The following is an 18,020-nucleotide window of genomic DNA, read 5'->3' as shown; positions in this document are numbered from 1 at the left end:
CTATCTGATCGGGTCCTTATACTATGCGACCGGTCAGATGGGCGAGGCGAAGTATGCTTTGGAAGAGGCTATCGAGTTGGATCCGAATAATACAAGTGCTCTACTTCAATTGGCTGAAGTCTATTTCGTCTTGACGAATCATGATCGAACCATGCGCATGGTCAATGAAGCACTAAGAGTGGATGAGCAATTGCCAAAAGCGTACTTCTTGAAAGGGCTGGTCTATAGAGAACAGCGTAACTCCGAGCTTGCCAAGTCTTCATTTCAAACGGTCACAGAATTGGATCCGGACAATGTGGAGGCCTTCAATCTCTTGGGGATGCTCTATGCAGAAGAAGGGGATAGTCTAGCGATCCAATACTATGAGACCGCTCTCGGAATAGATCCGGATAACTTGGAAGTACTATATAATAGAGGATATTTCTACCAAGACAATCTCATGGCTGAAAAAGCGCTCGATGCCTACAACGAGATGCTGGAGATACACCCAGAATCATCAGCGGCCTATTACAATAAGGGCTATGTGCTCATGGGATTACTCTCACGGCCAGAAGAGGCTATCGATGCGTTCACAGAAGCGATACGATACAATCCCTCATACTATCAAGCATACAGCAATAGGGCTGTATGTCTCGAAGAACTAGGAAGACGCGAACAGGCAGAAGCCGATTTCAAGAAAGCCCTGGAGATCAAACCGAATTTCGATCCCGCTATCGAGGGGCTGAATCGCTTGTACTGAAATCCTCGAGCAGATCGATGAGGAAATAGTTCTCTTTCTCGACCTGCTCTTCCGATTTTCTTACGGGAATAGAGATCTGTATAGTCCTTCTATATTGATTCCATGGTTCGAGGGACTTCTGAAGGAAGATCACTCCCATCAGATTTGCTTGATTCCTTGTATAGTCGGGTAGGAGGTAGAGCGAGATGCTCCCATCAGCCAGGCCGTTATCTTCCAGATAGAGTTCTGCACCTGCTGAGGGGAAGATGTCACTCCTTTCCGAAGGATGGAAGACAAACCCTTCTGGCAGGATGAACTCGATCTCGAGATGGGTCTGCTCGTCAGGGTGCAATTGTATCGGCTCTATCATTATGAGGTCATCTGTTCGGAAGGGTCCTGATGCCAGTCGGGTGAGTTTGCTGAGTACAATATGAGAGTGTACTCCATTTTCAGAACGATGAATGATTCCGTTCTTCTTATCGAGCAAGTACATCGCATCCTGATCCCAGCATACATCCGTGATATATCCTACTGAAGTAGTATCCTTCATCCAATGCACAGGGAAGATCTCTCCGGAATAGGTATCGAATTCGAAAACATGGGGTGCATAGGCATCAACGACATAGTAGGCGTCATCATGTTCTCGTATCACTTGTGGGAATTGAAGTGTGGAGTCTACACCGGACTTGAACTTTGCAGCTCTGTCGGGATCTTTTGTTGAGAGAAGGCGCACTTTTTTGAGGTCCATGGAGAGCAGGTCATCCGATTCACCATCGTAGATTATCTGATACCCTTCACTATAGATAGAAGCCTGCGGTTCACCGATCACCGTCTTTTTACGTTTCTTATGAGCGAATGAGTCACCGGAGCCTATGCCGTACTCCTGAAGAAGTAGCCCGGTTCGTATATCCACTGTCCAAACACGCTGACTGGCAGGCAATGTCACACTGAGGATTTGATCATTGATGGTCAAGTCAGAGGGAGCTGATGGGAAATCCAGTCTGAAGCCCGATTCATCCTTGACTTTGAATTCTCGGGTCCTCATTCGGTTTATGTCTACAATGACCACTCGGGCATTGCCATGATCTGCAACGAAACACTGACTGGAATCTCTCAATACCGCGATACCCAATGGATGATCGAACTCCGCCTTATCGAAACTGCCTAAGGCATCTCCTTTGCCCCCAGAACCAACAGTCATGAATACTTCACCATCGTCTTTGATGACAACGATACGGTCATTACCCGTATCACTGATGAAAAACCTGTCATAGACATTGTCCCACGCTATACCATGTGGTCGGTCCAAAAGACCGTATTCTTCAAGCACCGGTTTCTCTGAGTATAGAGAGGAAGGGCTGAGTACCTTACCGGGTCGGCCATGCTCAGATGCAATGTCCTGTAGAGCAGCACGAATGTCCTCCATCGTGCTAGGAGAATATCTCTTGCTATTCAAGCGTGCTTCACCACTTGGGTCATACAGACTGAGGGTTCCAGTACGGTCTGATGCGGAGGTCTCGACAATTGCCAATGGAAATTCGAAAGCTTGTAAGCGGCTCCAATCCTTCAGTTCCTCGACTGTCCATCCCTTACTCTGATGCCTTCCGATGATATTGAGCCATGGAAACTCCTTGTTCATTGTCTTGAGTTCTTCAATGATAGGGTAGAGTGTGGAGGACTGCAAGTCCAGATCAAGGATGAGAAGGGCACTTCTGTCCAATAGTACTCGCTCGTCAAGGATTGTATCTGTGTGTATCCACTTCGTAGCGGGTGGTAGGATCTGGGAGTGTGCAGCCATTGCCCAAAAGATCAAGCAATAGGTGAGGATCTGGATTCTATTCATCTTAAGTATTCTGTATGAAAAAAAGGGAATCAAAAATGATTCCCTTCTTCTGATTACCACAATGTCATGAGGAGGTTCACTTGGCCTTTTCGACCACAGCTTTGAACGCCTCAGGGTGATTCATGGCCAGATCGGCCAATACTTTTCTGTTCAACTGGACATCAGACTTTTTGAGTCCGCCCATGAATTGGGAGTAGCTCATTCCATGTTGACGTGCTCCCGCGTTGATTCGCTGGATCCATAGGGCTCTGAAGTTGCGTTTCTTCTGCTTCCTTCCGCTGTACGCATAGGTCAGCCCTTTTTCCACCGCATTCTTTGCTACGGTGTATACATTCTTTCTTCTCCCAAAATAGCCCTTGGCCTGTTTGAGGATCTTTTTTCTACGAGCCCTTGAGGCTACTCTGTTTACCGCTCTTGGCATGATGTATCAAATTTTTGGTTCACAGCGGTCTAATTGACTCTTCTCGCAAAGCTGGCTGTACACCTGGTTCAAATGATTACCTGTTATTAAAAATTACTTGCAAAGCATCAGCTTCACATTCGGTGTATCCGCTGGATGGACATCGTCCCATTTGGTGAGGTTGCGCTTGCGTTTCTTGGACTTCTTAGTCAGGATGTGACTATGGAAGGCCTTCTTTCTTTTGAGTTTTCCGCTTCCCGTGACCTTGAATCGCTTCTTGGCACTGGCAACGGTCTTCATCTTTGGCATCGCCTTATTGTTTATGTTCTACTTCTTCTTCGGATTGATCAACATGATCATCCGTTTACCTTCGAGCTTGGGCATCTGTTCGACAACTCCGTGCTCTTCCAGTTCTGTTGCAAATCTCAATAGCAGGATCTCTCCTCGGTCTTTGTAAACGATAGATCGTCCTCTGAAGAAGACGTAGGCCTTGACCTTAGCTCCATCACTGAGGAATTTCTTGGCATGCTTCAGTTTGAAATCGAAATCATGGTCATCCGTATTCGGTCCGAATCGTATCTCTTTCAGAACGATCTTGGACTGCTTGGCCTTCAGTTCCTTTTCTTTCTTTTTCTGTTCGTAAAGGAACTTACGATAATCCATGATCTTGCATACCGGAGGGTCGGCCTTAGGGGAGATCTCCACCAGGTCGAGTTCCTTCTCTGTCGCAATCTCAAGTGCGCGCTGAATAGGGACTACCTGTGCTTCGACTCCTTCTCCGACCACTCTTACTTTGGGAGCGGTGATCTTATCGTTGATCTTATGAGGGTCTTCTCGTTTAACGTAGGATCCTCGTGATCTTCTTCTTCGTATTGCTATTGTATTGCCTTTTAATTGTTCTACTTCATCCTTGATCACTGGGTCGTGAACTCTTCGAGTTTCTTTTCGACCTCATTGTGTATCAGGGATTTAAAATCTTCAACGGACAAAGTTCCTTTGTCGCCTTCACCGTGTCTGCGTACACTTACCGTGCCATCTGCGGCTTCTTTTTCACCTACGATCAGCATGTAAGGCACTTTTCTCAGTTCAGCTTCACGGATCTTCTTGCCCACTTTTTCGTTCCGTTCGTCAACGGAGGCGCGAATATCGCAATTATTCAGTTCACGTGAAAGTGCTAAAGCATGGTCGTTGTATTTCTCCGAAATGGTGAGAATGGTGACCTGTTCCGGGTTCAGCCAGAGTGGGAACTCTCCAGCGCAATGTTCAGTGAGAACAGCCACGAATCGTTCCATGCTCCCGAATGGTGCTCTATGTATCATCACTGGGCGGTGCATCTCATTGTCACTACCTCGGTATTCGAGCTCGAATCTCTCAGGGAGGTTATAGTCTACCTGGATCGTACCTAACTGCCACTTCCGTCCGATGGCATCTTTGATCATGAAATCCAATTTGGGTCCATAGAAAGCGGCTTCGCCATACTCCACCACTGTGTCCAGTCCTTTTTCTTCTGCGGCCTCTATGATGGCCTGTTCTGCCATTTCCCAGTTCTCATCGCTGCCTATGTACTTGCTTCTATCCTCCTTGTCACGCAGTGAGATCTGCGCTGTATATTCTGTGAAATCCAGAGCTCCGAGCACCATCATTACCAGGTCGATGACCATCTTGAATTCATCTTTGACCTGATCCCGGGTGCAGAAGATGTGGGCATCGTCTTGCGTGAAGCCTCGTACACGGGTCAGACCGTGTAGTTCACCACTCTGCTCATATCTATATACCGTTCCGAATTCTGCCAATCTCACAGGTAGGTCCCTGTATGAATGAGGCTCGGACTTGAATATCTCACAATGGTGCGGACAGTTCATCGGCTTCAAGAAGAATTCCTCATCCTGTACGGGTGTCTTGATAGGCTGGAATGAATCCTCACCATATTTCTCATAGTGACCGGACGTGATATAGAGCTTCTTGTTCCCGATATGAGGTGAGATCACTTGTTGATAGCCCATCTTGTCCTGGGCTCTTTTCAAGAAGTCTGTCAAGCGCTCTCTGAGAGCAGTGCCTTTTGGGAGCCAGAGAGGAAGGCCTTGACCTACATTCTCTGAAAAGGTGAATAGTCCCAGTTCTTTCCCCAGTTTTCGGTGGTCTCGTTTTTTGGCTTCCTCCAGTCGATGGAGATATTCTGTGAGTTCACTTTTCTTTGGAAAGGTGGCGCCATATACCCGGGTGATCTGCTTATTCTTCTCATCTCCTCTCCAATAAGCACCAGCTATATTGAGGAGTTTGATAGCCTTGATTCGTCCGGTATCGGGGATGTGTGGTCCGCGGCAGAGGTCGGTGAATTCTCCTTGGGTATAAAATGTGATCTCTCCGTCCTCGAGGTCCTCGATCAGCTCGAGTTTGTATGGATTGTCCTGCTCTTGATAGAACTTTATAGCATCGCTCTTCGAGACTTCTTTTCGTTCATAGGAGTTCTTCTGTCGAGCGAGTTCGAGCATTTTATTCTCGATCTTGGATAGGTCGGCTTCAGTAAGGGTCTCATCCCTGAAATCGATATCGTAGTAGAAGCCGGTCTCGATAGGCGGGCCGATGGCAAACTTGGCCTTTGGATAAAAGGACTGAATAGCCTCGGCCATCAGGTGTGCCGAAGAATGCCAAAAGGTGCTTTTACCTTCGAGATCATTCCAGGTCAGGAGATGGAGTCTTGCATCTGCTGCCATCGCGCTGTCTGCATCCACCACTTCATCATCTACCTTGGCGGCCAGAACATTGCGCGCCAACCCTTCGCTGATAGACAGGGCGATGTCCATGGGGGTAGTTCCTGATTCTACCTGTCGGACGGATCCGTCTGGAAGTGTGATCTCTATCATAAGATGTGTTTTCAATTAGCGTTCGATGACGTCAAGGCTCAATGGTGAGTTTACTCTTCGTCACCGTTATCGAATACTTCGATCTTTTTGCTTTTGACGATCAAGTCAGTGAAATTCCCTGTGAAACGGGTAGCGCGCACCATATGATTATCTACCCAGTGATAGTTTCCTCCGCGCGGTTTGCCTACGAGGAGGCCATGATATTTGAAGCCGTGCCTGTCCAACCACTCTTCCGTGATCTCCCGGTGCTCCTCGGTTCGAGAAGTGAAGAATGTGATGATGTGTCCTTGATCATACCAGCGATTCAATGTCTCCAGCGCATCTTCATAGGGCTCACAAGTGACCATGCGTTCGGGTTCTTCATTGGGTATGTCATCGGTGATGGTGCCATCGATATCTATAAGGAAATTCTTGATCTCCTCAGGTAGCATGGGGCTTTCGTTCCGCCCTTTCTCATCGATGATCGGTCGCAGTGCGGGGTTCTTTTTCTCTTCGTTCATTTCTGATGTATATCCAATTGTGGAAAAGGGATCTCTATTCCGGCAGCATCCAGGGCTTCTTTCCCTTGCTCATAGATGTCGAAATAGACAGCCCAATAATGTTCTGGTCTGCAATAAGGTCTAACGGCCAGATTGACCGAGCTGTCTCCCAATTCTGAGACTCCTACAAAGGGTGCAGGCTCTCGGAGGACCAATTCATGGGCCTCCATTACGGCCATCAGGGCCTTACGGGCCTGTTTGATATCCTCTCCGTAACCGATTCCTATCGTCAGATCGACCCTTATCAATCCTTCCTTGGTGAAATTGATGATGTCCTCATTGGAAAGCGGACCGTTAGGGATAAGGATGGTCTTATTATCCGGTGAGAGAAGGATGGTCACAAAGACCTGGATCTCCTTGACCGTCCCGGTATGCCCTTGAGCAGTGATCAGATCACCCACTGTGAAAGGCTTGAAGATCAGCAGCATGACACCCCCAGCAAAGTTCTGTAGGGTACCGCTCAGAGCCATTCCTATAGCCAAGCCGGCCGCACCGAGCAGTGCGATGAATGAGGTCATTTCCACACCGAGCATCCCGAGCACTGAAATCAGGAGTAGTACTTTGAGAAGATTACTGACGATGCTGATCAGGAATGATCGCAATGAATCATCCAGCTTACTACGAGACATATACCTTCTCATCACCTTGGTCATCAACTTGATGATCCAAAGTCCGATGAGTAGGACAGCCAAGGCTTTGGCCAATGGCAATCCATAGGTAACGGCCACATCCATCAGGTCGAAGTCCAACCAATCCCAGTCGCTCTGAGAGGCTGGTTCACTGGCTTGATTATCAGACTGTGGGGTAGAATTCTGCAAGGGCATGGTCGACTGATTTCTTCGAAAACGGCTACAAAGAAAACAGTTAAGGATCAATCAGAACAGGATTATCAACTCTTTGAGCAATGGAGAGGATGTGTTCCCAGTCTTTTTGGTAATGATCTCTGACAGCTTGGAGGACTTCCTCCTTGACCAATGGACCATCAGTGAACCATGAATCAGGCATCAGCCCAGCGAGGAACAGGATCAGATATCGGGTTCCGTTGACTGCTGTTTTTCGAAAGAACTCGAGTACCTTGTTCTTTAATACCACCTTTTTACGAAGATCGATATAGCGCTGTGTGGCCATCAGTCCTTTCAATTGCTTCTCAGAATAGGAGGAGTGTTTTCGAGAAAAATCCACCTCATCGATATCTATCGTGCATTGCATGGATTCTGCTAGAAATGAGATGAACTTCTCTGGGTCTCTTCTCAGATCATCATAGAGCAATACGATCGGTTTTTTGTCGAAGAGATGGTCCAACATTCGGACCATTGCACCGTATTGTAGGTCTTGGTCATTGAATAGGCCTTGATCCGTTCCCGGAACGAGTAGTTCGTCAAATCGCCTGACGTGGCAGTTCTTCACAAACCTCCTGAATTGAGAGGCGATCCAGGAATCATGTCTTCTGAAAACGATGATAGGCGTAGTCTGAGGATAGTCCTTCGCCCAGTCTTTCGCCACCCGTTCCAGTTGTTGGTCGCATTCGTAGGAGATGAAGAATTTCTGAGCAGATGATGCGTTGATGATCTCTTTGGCCCGGGCATAGCGGGTGCGCTGGATGTATTCTATCCCTTTGAACTTGGGAAAGGCCCTATACTGTAAGAAGGTGGTCCCTGTTTTGCCTAGACCGATATGGAAAAAGATCGCTGGTGATCGCATCTACCGGCAAAGTAAACTCTTTAGGACAGGGTAGAGGGTCAGGATGTCCTCAGTTTCACCGCAGTTCCATAGGCGAGGATCTCAGCCGCACCTTGCATCACGGTTGCGGTAGAGAATCGGACATTTACAATGGCATCTGCTCCCATCTTCTCTGCATCGGAAATCATACGCTGAATTGCCTGTTCCCGGGAATGGGCTTGAAGTTTGGTGTATTCTTCGATCTCGCCACCTACAATATTCTTCAGACCGGCAAAGAAATCCCTACCGATGTTACGTGTACGTACGGTGCTTCCACGTGCAATTCCGAGCGTCTGCGCTATCTTATGTCCTGCAATGGTCTCAGTGTTGACTATGATCATCGTTCTTTAGATTTTCAATCAGGTCCGGTCTTCGATTGGTGGTCCGCTCCACAGCCTTTTCATGCCTCCATTCCTCTATTCTCGCTTCATGCCCTGAGAGTAGTACTTCTGGAACGACCCATCCTTCATAATTCTCAGGGCGGGTGTAGACCGGAGGGGCCAACAGCCCATCCTGAAAAGAATCGCTCAGAGCTGATGTCTCATCTCCCAAGACCCCTGGTATCAGGCGGATAACAGAATCGCACAGCACAGCTGCAGCTAGTTCTCCTCCTGATAGGACATAATCACCAATGGATATCTCCATCGTGATGAGATGATCGCGAATGCGCTGGTCGATGCCTTTATAGTGACCGCAAAGGATGATGAGATTTTGACGTGTGGATAGCGTATTGCACAACGATTGGTCCAATGTGATCCCGTCAGGCGTCATGAAGATGACTTCATCATAGTCCCGTTCCGATCGGAGCGATTGGATACATCGGTAGATCGGGTCGATGGTCATGACCATGCCTGCTCCTCCTCCATAGGGATAGTCATCCACTCTACGGTGTTTGTCCTGACTGAATGCTCTCAGGTCATGGATGTGGATCTCGGCCAAGCCTTTTTGATGAGCACGTTTGATAATGCTTTCTTGAAAAGGACCGTGTAAAAGGTCGGGGAAAATGGTGATGATGTCTATTCTCACGTATCAGAAATCAAAGGTTAACTTCAGCCCCTATAGACGATCGATGAATTTAGGCATCGAATTTGATATCCTTGCTAGCGAACAAACGAAATACCATGCGATTATTGACAATTTTCCTTTTGGCTTTCCTCTACGTCTCACCCTCGATCTCTGCTCAAGAGAAAGAGTACGAAGACCTTTGGGTGCTCTACATCGATGAGGACTATGAGAAACTCATCAAAAAGGCCGAGCGGTTGACGGATAACGATAATACCAAGAAAGAGCCTATGCCCTATCTATTCATATCGATGGGCAACTTCGAGATATCCAGAAACGAGGAGATGGCGGAGGATTATCCCAAAGCATTCCGTGACGCACTGAAATACGCTGCCAAATGGAGAAAGAAAGACAAGGAATCCCAATATGTCTATGACAACAAGGACTATATCTCAGAACTCCGCGAAGAGTGCATGGAGATTGCAGAGGGCTATCTCGAAGATGGGGATTTCTCAAAATCCAAACGCTATTACAAGTACATGACCCAGTTCGATCCCGATTGTCCGGGCAGTTGGTTGATGTATGCCTATACGCTCAAGAAATTGAATGATATGCTCGGCACCCAAGAGGCTTTGGAAAGCTTCGAGGCCACCTTCGGTGATATCGAGCGATTAGCCAATGAACAACAGCGTTTGATCAAGTATGGACTCATGACCTATGCAGAAGAATACTACCAAGAAGGAAAGCGTGGTGAGGCGCGTGAGATGCTGGATAGGGGAGCCGAATTCTTTGCTGATGACAACGAATATCAGATGGTCATGGAAGACCTCCGATGATTGCCCCGCACAATTGGAACTCTGACACGATTTTATCGTATACAGTTCCAGTGCGATAGACTACATTCTCTTGACACTGAAACACACATATCCGGCCTTATTGGTCATTGGATTCCTATTTTCCACTTCACTGTATGCCGGTGGGCTGGAAAAAGGTATGGAGGCTTTGGAAAAGAAGGACTACTACGGAGCTAAGAAACAATTCGGTAAAATTCTTTTCAAAGACCCTGTAGGAGCCCACTACGGGCTAGGCCTGGTTCACTTCGAGAAGCAGAATCCCTTTTATGATCTCGATCTGTCTTTGAGACACTGCAATAGTGCTGATAGCGCCTATCAATTCGCTATTCCAAGAGACATCGATCGCTTGAAGGAGGTCGGGATCGATGGCAACGCGATCAAGGATCTGAAACGTAGGATCGGATTGCGGGCTTACGAGGATCTCATGGAGGATCCAACAGATGAGCAGATCAGTACGTTCCTTTCAAATTATAAGTTCTCGTCCAAATATCCAGAAGTGGTAGAGATGAGGAATGAACGGGCCTTTGAGCGTGCTCGTGCAGCAGATACCTTTGAATCCTACAGACAATTCATCATAGATTTTCCTGGTTCAGAACATAGGGCTCAGGCAGACTCGCTCTATGCGCTGAGATTCTTTGAGGACAAGACGTCTTCTGGAAATGTGGAAGGATATAAACAGTTCGTCAAGGAATTCCCGGCCAATCCATTTACCGATCAGGCCTTCGATACGATTTTCAATTGGGTAGATAGAATAGGGACTTTCAAAGCGTACAAGGATTTTCTACTGGATTTTCCAGAGAATAAGCATACAGATGATGCTTGGAAGGCATTGAATGTGATCATACTGCAAGATTATTCGAAGAAGCGGGTGGTTGGGATGATCAAAGCCATGAACCGCAATCCGTACAAAGCGGAATTGGAGGAGATACTCGATCTATTCGACCGAAAGCGATTCGTGATGAAACAGGATAGTTCTAGAGTGCTGGTCGGGGTGGATGGTCAGGCGTATGGACGACCATATGATCAGATCGGGGACTTCCATGAAGGTCTGGCCAAAGTCACCAAGAATGGAAAGAGTGGCTATATCAACAAAAATGGGAAAGTCATCATTCCATTGGAGTATGATGATGCTTATATCTTCTCTGAAGGTCTTGCGGTCGTAGAAAAGAACGGGAAATTCGGAGCCATCGACCGATTCGGTGATGTAGCGATTCCTTTCAAATATGACGAGTTAGGGAACTCGAGTTATGGATATCTACCATTTGAGCGGAACGGAACGTCCGGATTCCTGAACTGGAGAGGGAAACTTCAATTCAATAGACCCTTTGAATTTGCCTCGGATTTCAATGATGGCAGTGCTGTAGTACGCGTAGATGGGCTCTATGGTGCTATCGATACCGCTGGAAAATATACCATACCTGCTCTATATGATTGGGTGGAGGATAGGCAAGGGGAGCTATCTCGGGTGAAGAAAGACGGGCTTCACGGTCTATATTCCCATGGATATAAGCTGACCATACCGATCATTTACGAGAGATTGGGAGCTCCGAGCGAAGGTATTCTCGCCTTCTCATCTGATGGTATGCTAGGGTATCTCTCCGAGAATGGTGATACATTGATTCCACCTCGATATTCCATTTCTTCTGAAAATCTCAGGCCTTATCGATTCATCAATGGTCATGCTCGCGTTCATCATGAAGGTAAATGGGGATTGATCGATGCAGAGGGTAATGAGGTTCTTGCTGTCACATATGATGACTTGGAATATGATGGATATTCCGTGCTCACATTCAGAGAGAAGAATAAATGGGGATTCGTACGGCTGAATGGAGAGAAACTGGAAGGCATGTTCGATCGTGTGACTCCTTTTGAACAAGGCATCTCTGTGATTCATGAGGATGGAAAGGCAGGATTGATGAATTCACTGGGGCAACAATTGATACCGATAGAGTATCAGGACCTGAAACCAATACAGGACACCGAACTTATCATATTCACCGAAGCAGATAGGCAAGGAATCATGGATCGCACCGGTGTGGTCGTCCTAGAAGCGGAATATGATCGTATAGAGCCTCTCAATATCCGCTTTGCTCGATTGATCAAAGATGGCAACGATGAGCTTTTCGACTTGATCGATAAAGGAGTCAAGTGGTCCTACAACATGCAGTAGGCAAGTATCCTCGACACTTACCGTAGAGCAATGAATTCCAATCGATACTCATCGATATGGGAAAAAGATGCAGCCCAGGTCTCTATAATTCGTTGGATAATTCCTTCAAGAGGCGAAAAGGTAATACGCTCTTCTTATGTCTTATTCGGCTTCGACCTCAGCATTGTAGGGTTGCTCAAAGAAGAAGTCTATGAGTGTATGTATATACATCACGCCATGGTCATGCGTGCCGATGAAGAATCCATCTATCATCCGTTGTACTTCAGGGATGGCAATGAATCCATCTCCATTGATATCGGCTTCTTGAAATGGTCTGGGAAGACCTTCTTGAGCTGAAAGAGATGATGAGATAAGAATAGCGAGGCTGATTATCAGTACTCTCATTAGAAGTTGGGTTTGTGAAGGTACTTGGAGTAGAACTTCACAATGTGGTCCACGGCCTCCTCAGTACTATCGGTTAAGCAGAAAAGATCCATGTCGATAGGACTGATGGTATGATACTTATCCCTCAAGATCTTTTTGATCCATTCGACCCCCAGTTCCCAGAAATCCACTCCTACGAGCACAATGGGGAACTTGGCGATCTTCTCGGTCTGTATCAAGGTCAATGCTTCGAAGAGTTCGTCCATGGTTCCAAATCCACCAGGCATCACTACAAAACCCTGTGAATACTTCATGAACATGACTTTTCTAACAAAGAAGTAATCGAAATCTATTATGCGCTCAGGGTCGATATAGGGGTTGGAGTGTTGCTCAAAAGGAAGAACTATGTTCAGTCCCACTGAGGTCCCACCTCCTTGTTTGGCCCCTCGATTACCGGCCTCCATGATACCAGGTCCTCCTCCGGTGATTATCCCGTACCCATTCTTTACCAGTTGCTCAGCTATATCTGAGGCTTGTTGGTAATATGGGTCATCAGACTTGGTACGCGCTGATCCGAATATCGTCACACATGGTTCTATCCGTCCCATACGCTCGAATCCTTCAACAAATTCGGACATGATCTTGAAGATCTGCCAACTATCCTTGGTCATGATCTCGTTGTCACTCCAACCTTGTCGCTTGAACGCTTTTTCGATTCTGTCCTCTGACATGTGTGTTTCTGTGTTTAGGGTAGATTTCTCTACCAAATGCGCTAAATTATAGATAAAGGCGTCACAATTCCAGTCGAAGATAGTCTGCCGTGTAGCTTTCAGCCTCTTTTGCGAGTTCTTCGGGCGTACCTTCAGCGGTGATCATTCCACCATTTCGACCTCCTTCAGGCCCCATATCGATAATGTGATCGGCCATCTTGATAATGTCCATATTATGTTCTATCACCAATATGGTATTGCCCAGGTCGCGTAGTTCGAGAAGCACCTTGAGCAGAAGTTTGATATCCTCGAAATGCAGTCCTGTTGTAGGTTCGTCCAGGATATAGAGCGTACTTCCGGTGCTCTTCTTTGACAGTTCCTTGCTGAGCTTGATGCGTTGCGCTTCACCACCAGATAGTGTGGTAGAAGACTGACCCAGATGTATGTAACCCAGGCCAACATTCTTCAGAGTGATGAGTTTCTGGAATATACGTGGATGGTCTTTGAAAAAGACGCAGGCCTCATTGACCGTCATATCCAGTACATCAGCGATACTCTTGCTTTTGAAGCGGACCTCCAGGGTCTCTCGATTGTATCGACTACCGTTGCAGGTCTCGCATTGAACGTGTACATCGGGAAGGAAATTCATCTCGATGGTGCGGCTCCCTGCTCCTTTACAGGTCTCGCATCTGCCGCCAGAGGTATTGAAAGAGAATCGACCGGGTTTATACCCTCGGATCTTTGCCTCGGGTGTCTGGGTGAACAGTTTGCGGATCTCACCGAATAGATCCGTGTAAGTAGCAGGGTTTGAGCGGGGAGTGCGACCGATGGGAGCTTGATCGATCTCTATCACCTTATCCAAGTGATCGAGTCCTTTTATCTTTTGATAGGGAAGGGGGTCTTTGTTTCCCTTGAAATAATAGTTATTGAGGATGGGATAGAGCGTCTGATTGATCAGAGAGGACTTCCCTGAGCCAGAGACCCCGGTGACACAGACAAAACATCCCAAAGGTAATGAGAGGTCGATATCCTGAAGGTTATGTCCAGAGGCTCCTATGAGAGTGAGCTTCTTTCCATTTCCTTTCATACGCTTGTCTGGAATCGGAATGGTCTCTTTGCCCGTCAAGTAGGCCGAGGTCATCGATTGTCCATTGAACTCGTCCCAATTGCCTTGCCCTACGATACGCCCACCTTTATTTCCTGCACCTGGCCCGATATCGATGAGATGATCGGCTTCGAGCATGATATCCTTGTCGTGTTCGACCACAATGACCGAATTGCCCGAGTCACGTAGTTTCTTGAGTGAGTCGATCAATCTATGGTTATCTCGTTGATGGAGACCGATGCTCGGTTCATCCAGGATATAGAGCACACCGGTCAGCTCACTACCTATCTGTGTGGCCAGTCTGATGCGCTGGGCTTCTCCACCCGAAAGTGTCTTGGCGCTGCGCTGTAAGGTGAGATAATCCAATCCCACATCTACGAGAAATCCGGTCCGAGCGATGATCTCCTTGAGAGGCTCCCGGGCGATCACTTTCTGCTTTTCTGATAGCTGGCTGTCCAATTGGTCGAACCACTGGAGCATGGGGCGTATGTCCATGCTCACCACATCGTGGATGTTCTTATCACCCAATTTGAAATAGAGTGCTTCTTTCTTCAGCCTTGCACCGTTGCAAGTAGGGCAGGGGACCTTGTTCATGAAACTATTGGCCCATCGATGCAAGGTCCGACTGCTGGTATCCTCTGCTTGGCGTTCGATGAAATTCACCACCCCTTCAAAACTGATGGAGTAGTCATGCACTCCTGCAGTACGTTCTACCTTGAGATTCTCATTGGTCCCGTACAGGATCTTGTCCAATACATCTTCACTCAGGTCGGAGATGGCGGTAGTGAGTTTGAATCCATACTGTTCGAGTATGGCCTTGACCTGACGGAATATCCAGCTGTCCTTGTATTTGCCCAAGGGTTCGATACCTCCCGCCTTTATCGATTTTCTCGCATCTGGGATAACTTTGACTTTATCCACCTTGGCCACTTCGCCTAGGCCATTGCACTTACTACATGCACCATAAGGAGAATTGAAGGAGAAGAGATTGGGTTCTGGATTGGAGTATGAGATCCCCGTAGTCGGGCACATGAGGAATTTGGAGAAGAAACGGGTCTCTTCGCTATCCATATCCAAGACCTGTAATATACCTTTCCCGTATTTCAGAGCGGTTTTGACCGACTGTTTGATACGGTTCTCATCGGTCTCCTCCATGATGAGTCGGTCAATGACTATCTCTATGTCGTGGATCTTGTACCTATCCAGTTTATATCGGTCAGTAAGGTCGTGGATCTCGCCATCGATCCTTGCTCTGAGAAATCCCCATTTCAATATCTGCTCGAACAGCTCACGGTAGTGTCCTTTCCTCCCTTTCACCAACGGAGAAAGCAAGGCGATCTTCTTTCCTTTGTACTCTTTGATGATCAATTCAGTGATCTGATCCTCTGTATAGCGGATCATCTTCTCACCTGTATTGTATGAATAGGCCGTAGAAGCTCGGGCATAGAGCAATCGCAGGAAATCGTAGATCTCCGTAATCGTACCCACTGTGGATCGCGGATGCCTACTGATGGTCTTCTGCTCGATAGAGATGACCGGACTCAATCCGGTGATCTGGTCGACTTCGGGACGCTCTAGATTACCGAGGAACTGACGCGCATAGGCTGAAAAAGTCTCGATATATCTACGCTGTCCTTCTGCATAGAGGGTGTCAAAGGCGAGACTGGACTTACCGCTCCCGCTGAGACCCGTGATGACCACCAGTTTGTCACGAGGAATGCGCACATCGATGTTCTGGAGGTTATTCTCCCGAGCACCGATGACCTCGATGTATTCCGGTTCGATCACCTCATGCTTGTGGGCCATCAATCTTCCGCATTTCTGAATCCATCTTCATTCTCGCTGGGAATCTTGATGAGATATTCCTTTCCTCTTGGATTACTGAGCACATTGTCCCTAAGCCAAGGATTGAGGATCTTGAGATTCTTATAGTTGATGCCGAATGATCGTGCAAAGGCTGCCATATCTGTAATGCTGGTATCCACTTTGACGGTCTCAGTGCGGTATGGACGATAAAGGTCATTGGGCCTGAAGTGGAATCCATACTTGGCAGGATGAGAGAGGATCTCTTTATAGGCAGACACCCTGAAGATGTAACGGGCTGTCTCTTCGTTGAGCAGAAGGTCGTAGTAATTGTCGACCTCTTGTCTGGACAGTTGTTTGTCCAGATTTCGTTGGCCGAAATTGTATGCAGCGGCAGCCATAGTCCATGAACCATACTTCTCTTTGCATTCTTTGAGATAAGCACAGGCTGCACGTGTGGCCAGTTCCACATTGTAACGTTCATCGACTCCTTCTCTGACCTCCAGGTCATACTCTTGAGCAGTGCCTTTCAAGAACTGCCAGAAACCAACCGCTTTGGCCGGTGAGACCACATTGCTCAAGCCACTCTCTGCTACCGAGAGATATTTGAAATCATCTGGTACCCCTTCTTCTGCCAGTATGGGTTCGATCACCGGAAACCATCGATTGGCACGTTTGAACATGAGCAAGGACTGTGATTGCCAGTAGGTATTGACCATCAGTTCTCTGTCCCATCGCTCCTTTACATCATGCACATGTAGGGGCATCTTTTCACCTGCAAAACTGAATGTGTCCGGTATGTCGACAGCAAATATCTTGTAGTGTTCATTGAAGTAATTGCGATACTGCTTATCTGCATCGACCTTGCCCTCTGAGACGGATGAATTGAAGATGAAAAAGAGACCTGTTCCACATACAAGGAGGAACACAATGGTCAACACATTGCGCAATGACATGCTTTGAAAAGGATTTTCAGTTCGTGTAAATATGTCTCTGTCTGCGGCAGAGCACATAGAAGGCCACGAAGATAGAAAGAGGATAGATCGAAAGGATCAGACCGGTATTCAAATTCCATGTATCCATGAAACGGAATATTATGTAGCAGATGATCAGATTGAGTACCGATATTCCAGAGAATGTCAAGGCCACTTGGCTATCGCTCAACCCCAAATAGCTCAGGTTGTGTGTCGTGTGGTCCTTACCCCCGATAAAGGGTGATTGTCCTCGAAGGATGCGATTGATCGAGACGATAGTGGTATCTACGATAGGCAATAGAAAGCCTATCAGGAGCGTGAAGGCCTGTTGCCACTGACTGTGGTCCCCATCCAACATAGTGGAGTTCCAGAAGTAGCGTATCCCCACTATGGCAAGTAGGATTCCCAAGAATTGGCTTCCGGTGTCTCCCATGTACATCTTGGAGGGATTCCAATTGAAGAATAAGAAGGCGAACAAAGTGGCGTTCAGCCCCAACATGACAATGAAATCAGCACTTGCAAATCTTCCATGGATGGCCATGTAGACCATAGCGATAAGGAAAATGAACATGGAAGTCACCGTGGTAATACCGTCCATATTGTCTAACATGTTGATGCTGTTCATAATGCCCACCACCCAGATCAAGGTGATGAGGTAATTGAGATACGTGGTCTCGAAAAGTTCGATGTAGGTACCCGTTGCAATCAGAATCCACCCGCAGATGAGTTGGACCACGAATTTCAAGAAGGGGCGGGTGTTATAGGCATCGTCAGCCAATCCCATGATGAATGCCAGTGATGCTGCAGCCAATGCCCCGAATGACATGAGTTCCTGCTGCATATCACCTTCATCGAAGAGTATGGACTGGACCAAGACGGAGATCAAGAAAATGAGGTAGAAGACAATTCCGCCCAAAGCGGGTTTGGAAGTGCTCGCCCATCGCACGACCGTATCC

General features: G+C 47.3%; 18 protein-coding genes. 3 read left to right on the top strand and 15 right to left on the bottom strand.

Annotated features, from left to right (window positions below; translation table 11 throughout):
- On the top strand, positions 1–739 hold a 739-nt coding region (locus HKN79_08860; GenBank protein ID NNC83675.1), incomplete at its 5' end, for a tetratricopeptide repeat protein.
- On the opposite strand, the gene HKN79_08855 is transcribed toward HKN79_08860, so the two are convergent.
- From HKN79_08855 to trmD, 10 genes are all read right to left on the bottom strand, one after another.
- The gene (locus tag HKN79_08855; GenBank protein ID NNC83674.1) at positions 711–2,561 is read right to left on the bottom strand and encodes a hypothetical protein; all 1,851 of its coding nucleotides are present in this window, start codon (positions 2,559–2,561) and stop codon (positions 711–713) included. The two genes, HKN79_08860 and HKN79_08855, sit on opposite strands and share 29 nt — an antisense overlap.
- A 76-nt stretch (positions 2,562–2,637) precedes the next feature.
- Positions 2,638–2,982, bottom strand: a complete 345-nt coding sequence (gene rplT / locus HKN79_08850; GenBank protein NNC83673.1) for a 50S ribosomal protein L20 — start codon at positions 2,980–2,982, stop codon at positions 2,638–2,640.
- A 93-nt stretch (positions 2,983–3,075) separates the two neighbouring features.
- Positions 3,076–3,270 (bottom strand): 50S ribosomal protein L35, encoded by a 195-nt coding sequence (rpmI, locus tag HKN79_08845; GenBank protein NNC83672.1) that lies wholly within the window; start codon positions 3,268–3,270, stop codon positions 3,076–3,078.
- Between the two features lie 18 nt (positions 3,271–3,288).
- Complete coding sequence (locus HKN79_08840) at positions 3,289–3,840, bottom strand: translation initiation factor IF-3 (GenBank protein NNC83671.1); 552 nt, start codon at positions 3,838–3,840, stop codon at positions 3,289–3,291.
- A gap of 35 nt (positions 3,841–3,875) precedes the next feature.
- Positions 3,876–5,825, bottom strand: a complete 1,950-nt coding sequence (thrS, locus tag HKN79_08835) for a threonine--tRNA ligase (protein NNC83670.1) — start codon at positions 5,823–5,825, stop codon at positions 3,876–3,878.
- A gap of 50 nt (positions 5,826–5,875) precedes the next feature.
- The gene (locus HKN79_08830) at positions 5,876–6,325 is read right to left on the bottom strand and encodes a phosphoheptose isomerase (GenBank protein ID NNC83669.1); all 450 of its coding nucleotides are present in this window, start codon (positions 6,323–6,325) and stop codon (positions 5,876–5,878) included.
- Positions 6,322–7,098: a mechanosensitive ion channel gene (locus HKN79_08825; protein NNC83668.1), complete on the bottom strand. Its 777-nt coding sequence runs from the start codon at positions 7,096–7,098 to the stop codon at positions 6,322–6,324. Before HKN79_08825 ends, HKN79_08830 begins: the two co-directional genes overlap by 4 nt.
- A gap of 130 nt (positions 7,099–7,228) precedes the next feature.
- Positions 7,229–8,065, bottom strand: coding sequence for a hypothetical protein (locus tag HKN79_08820; protein ID NNC83667.1), 837 nt, complete (start codon positions 8,063–8,065; stop codon positions 7,229–7,231).
- Between the two features lie 38 nt (positions 8,066–8,103).
- The gene (locus HKN79_08815; protein ID NNC83666.1) at positions 8,104–8,424 is read right to left on the bottom strand and encodes a YbjQ family protein; all 321 of its coding nucleotides are present in this window, start codon (positions 8,422–8,424) and stop codon (positions 8,104–8,106) included.
- The gene (gene trmD / locus HKN79_08810; protein ID NNC83665.1) at positions 8,405–9,109 is read right to left on the bottom strand and encodes a tRNA (guanosine(37)-N1)-methyltransferase TrmD; all 705 of its coding nucleotides are present in this window, start codon (positions 9,107–9,109) and stop codon (positions 8,405–8,407) included. Before trmD ends, HKN79_08815 begins: the two co-directional genes overlap by 20 nt.
- 95 nt (positions 9,110–9,204) lie before the next feature.
- On the opposite strand from trmD, the gene HKN79_08805 reads away from it, so the two are divergent.
- Together HKN79_08805 and HKN79_08800 are read left to right on the top strand one after the other, a co-directional pair.
- A complete protein-coding gene (locus HKN79_08805; GenBank protein NNC83664.1) occupies positions 9,205–9,921 on the top strand; it encodes a hypothetical protein in 717 nt (238 codons plus the stop codon).
- Between the two features lie 70 nt (positions 9,922–9,991).
- On the top strand, positions 9,992–12,109 hold the full coding sequence (locus HKN79_08800) for a hypothetical protein (protein NNC83663.1): 2,118 nt from the start codon (positions 9,992–9,994) through the stop codon (positions 12,107–12,109).
- A 141-nt stretch (positions 12,110–12,250) separates the two neighbouring features.
- Here the strand turns inward: HKN79_08800 and HKN79_08795 are convergent, their stop codons facing one another.
- From HKN79_08795 to HKN79_08775, 5 genes are all read right to left on the bottom strand, one after another.
- Entirely contained in the window at positions 12,251–12,493 is a 243-nt protein-coding gene (locus HKN79_08795) for a hypothetical protein (protein NNC83662.1), read from the bottom strand.
- Positions 12,493–13,203, bottom strand: coding sequence for a TIGR00730 family Rossman fold protein (locus HKN79_08790; GenBank protein NNC83661.1), 711 nt, complete (start codon positions 13,201–13,203; stop codon positions 12,493–12,495). The genes HKN79_08795 and HKN79_08790 overlap by 1 nt, the downstream gene beginning before the upstream one ends.
- A 61-nt stretch (positions 13,204–13,264) precedes the next feature.
- Complete coding sequence (uvrA, locus tag HKN79_08785) at positions 13,265–16,093, bottom strand: excinuclease ABC subunit UvrA (GenBank protein ID NNC83660.1); 2,829 nt, start codon at positions 16,091–16,093, stop codon at positions 13,265–13,267.
- A complete protein-coding gene (locus tag HKN79_08780) occupies positions 16,093–17,046 on the bottom strand; it encodes a lytic transglycosylase domain-containing protein (GenBank protein NNC83659.1) in 954 nt (317 codons plus the stop codon). Before HKN79_08780 ends, uvrA begins: the two co-directional genes overlap by 1 nt.
- 16 nt (positions 17,047–17,062) lie before the next feature.
- Positions 17,063–18,020 (bottom strand): undecaprenyl/decaprenyl-phosphate alpha-N-acetylglucosaminyl 1-phosphate transferase (locus tag HKN79_08775; protein NNC83658.1); only part of this gene is annotated, 958 nt, incomplete at its 5' end.

The sequence above is a fragment of the Flavobacteriales bacterium genome, assembly GCA_013001705.1.
Lineage (GTDB): Bacteria > Bacteroidota > Bacteroidia > Flavobacteriales_D > JABDKJ01 > JABDLZ01.
This window is presented reverse-complemented; position numbering and strand designations above follow the sequence as displayed.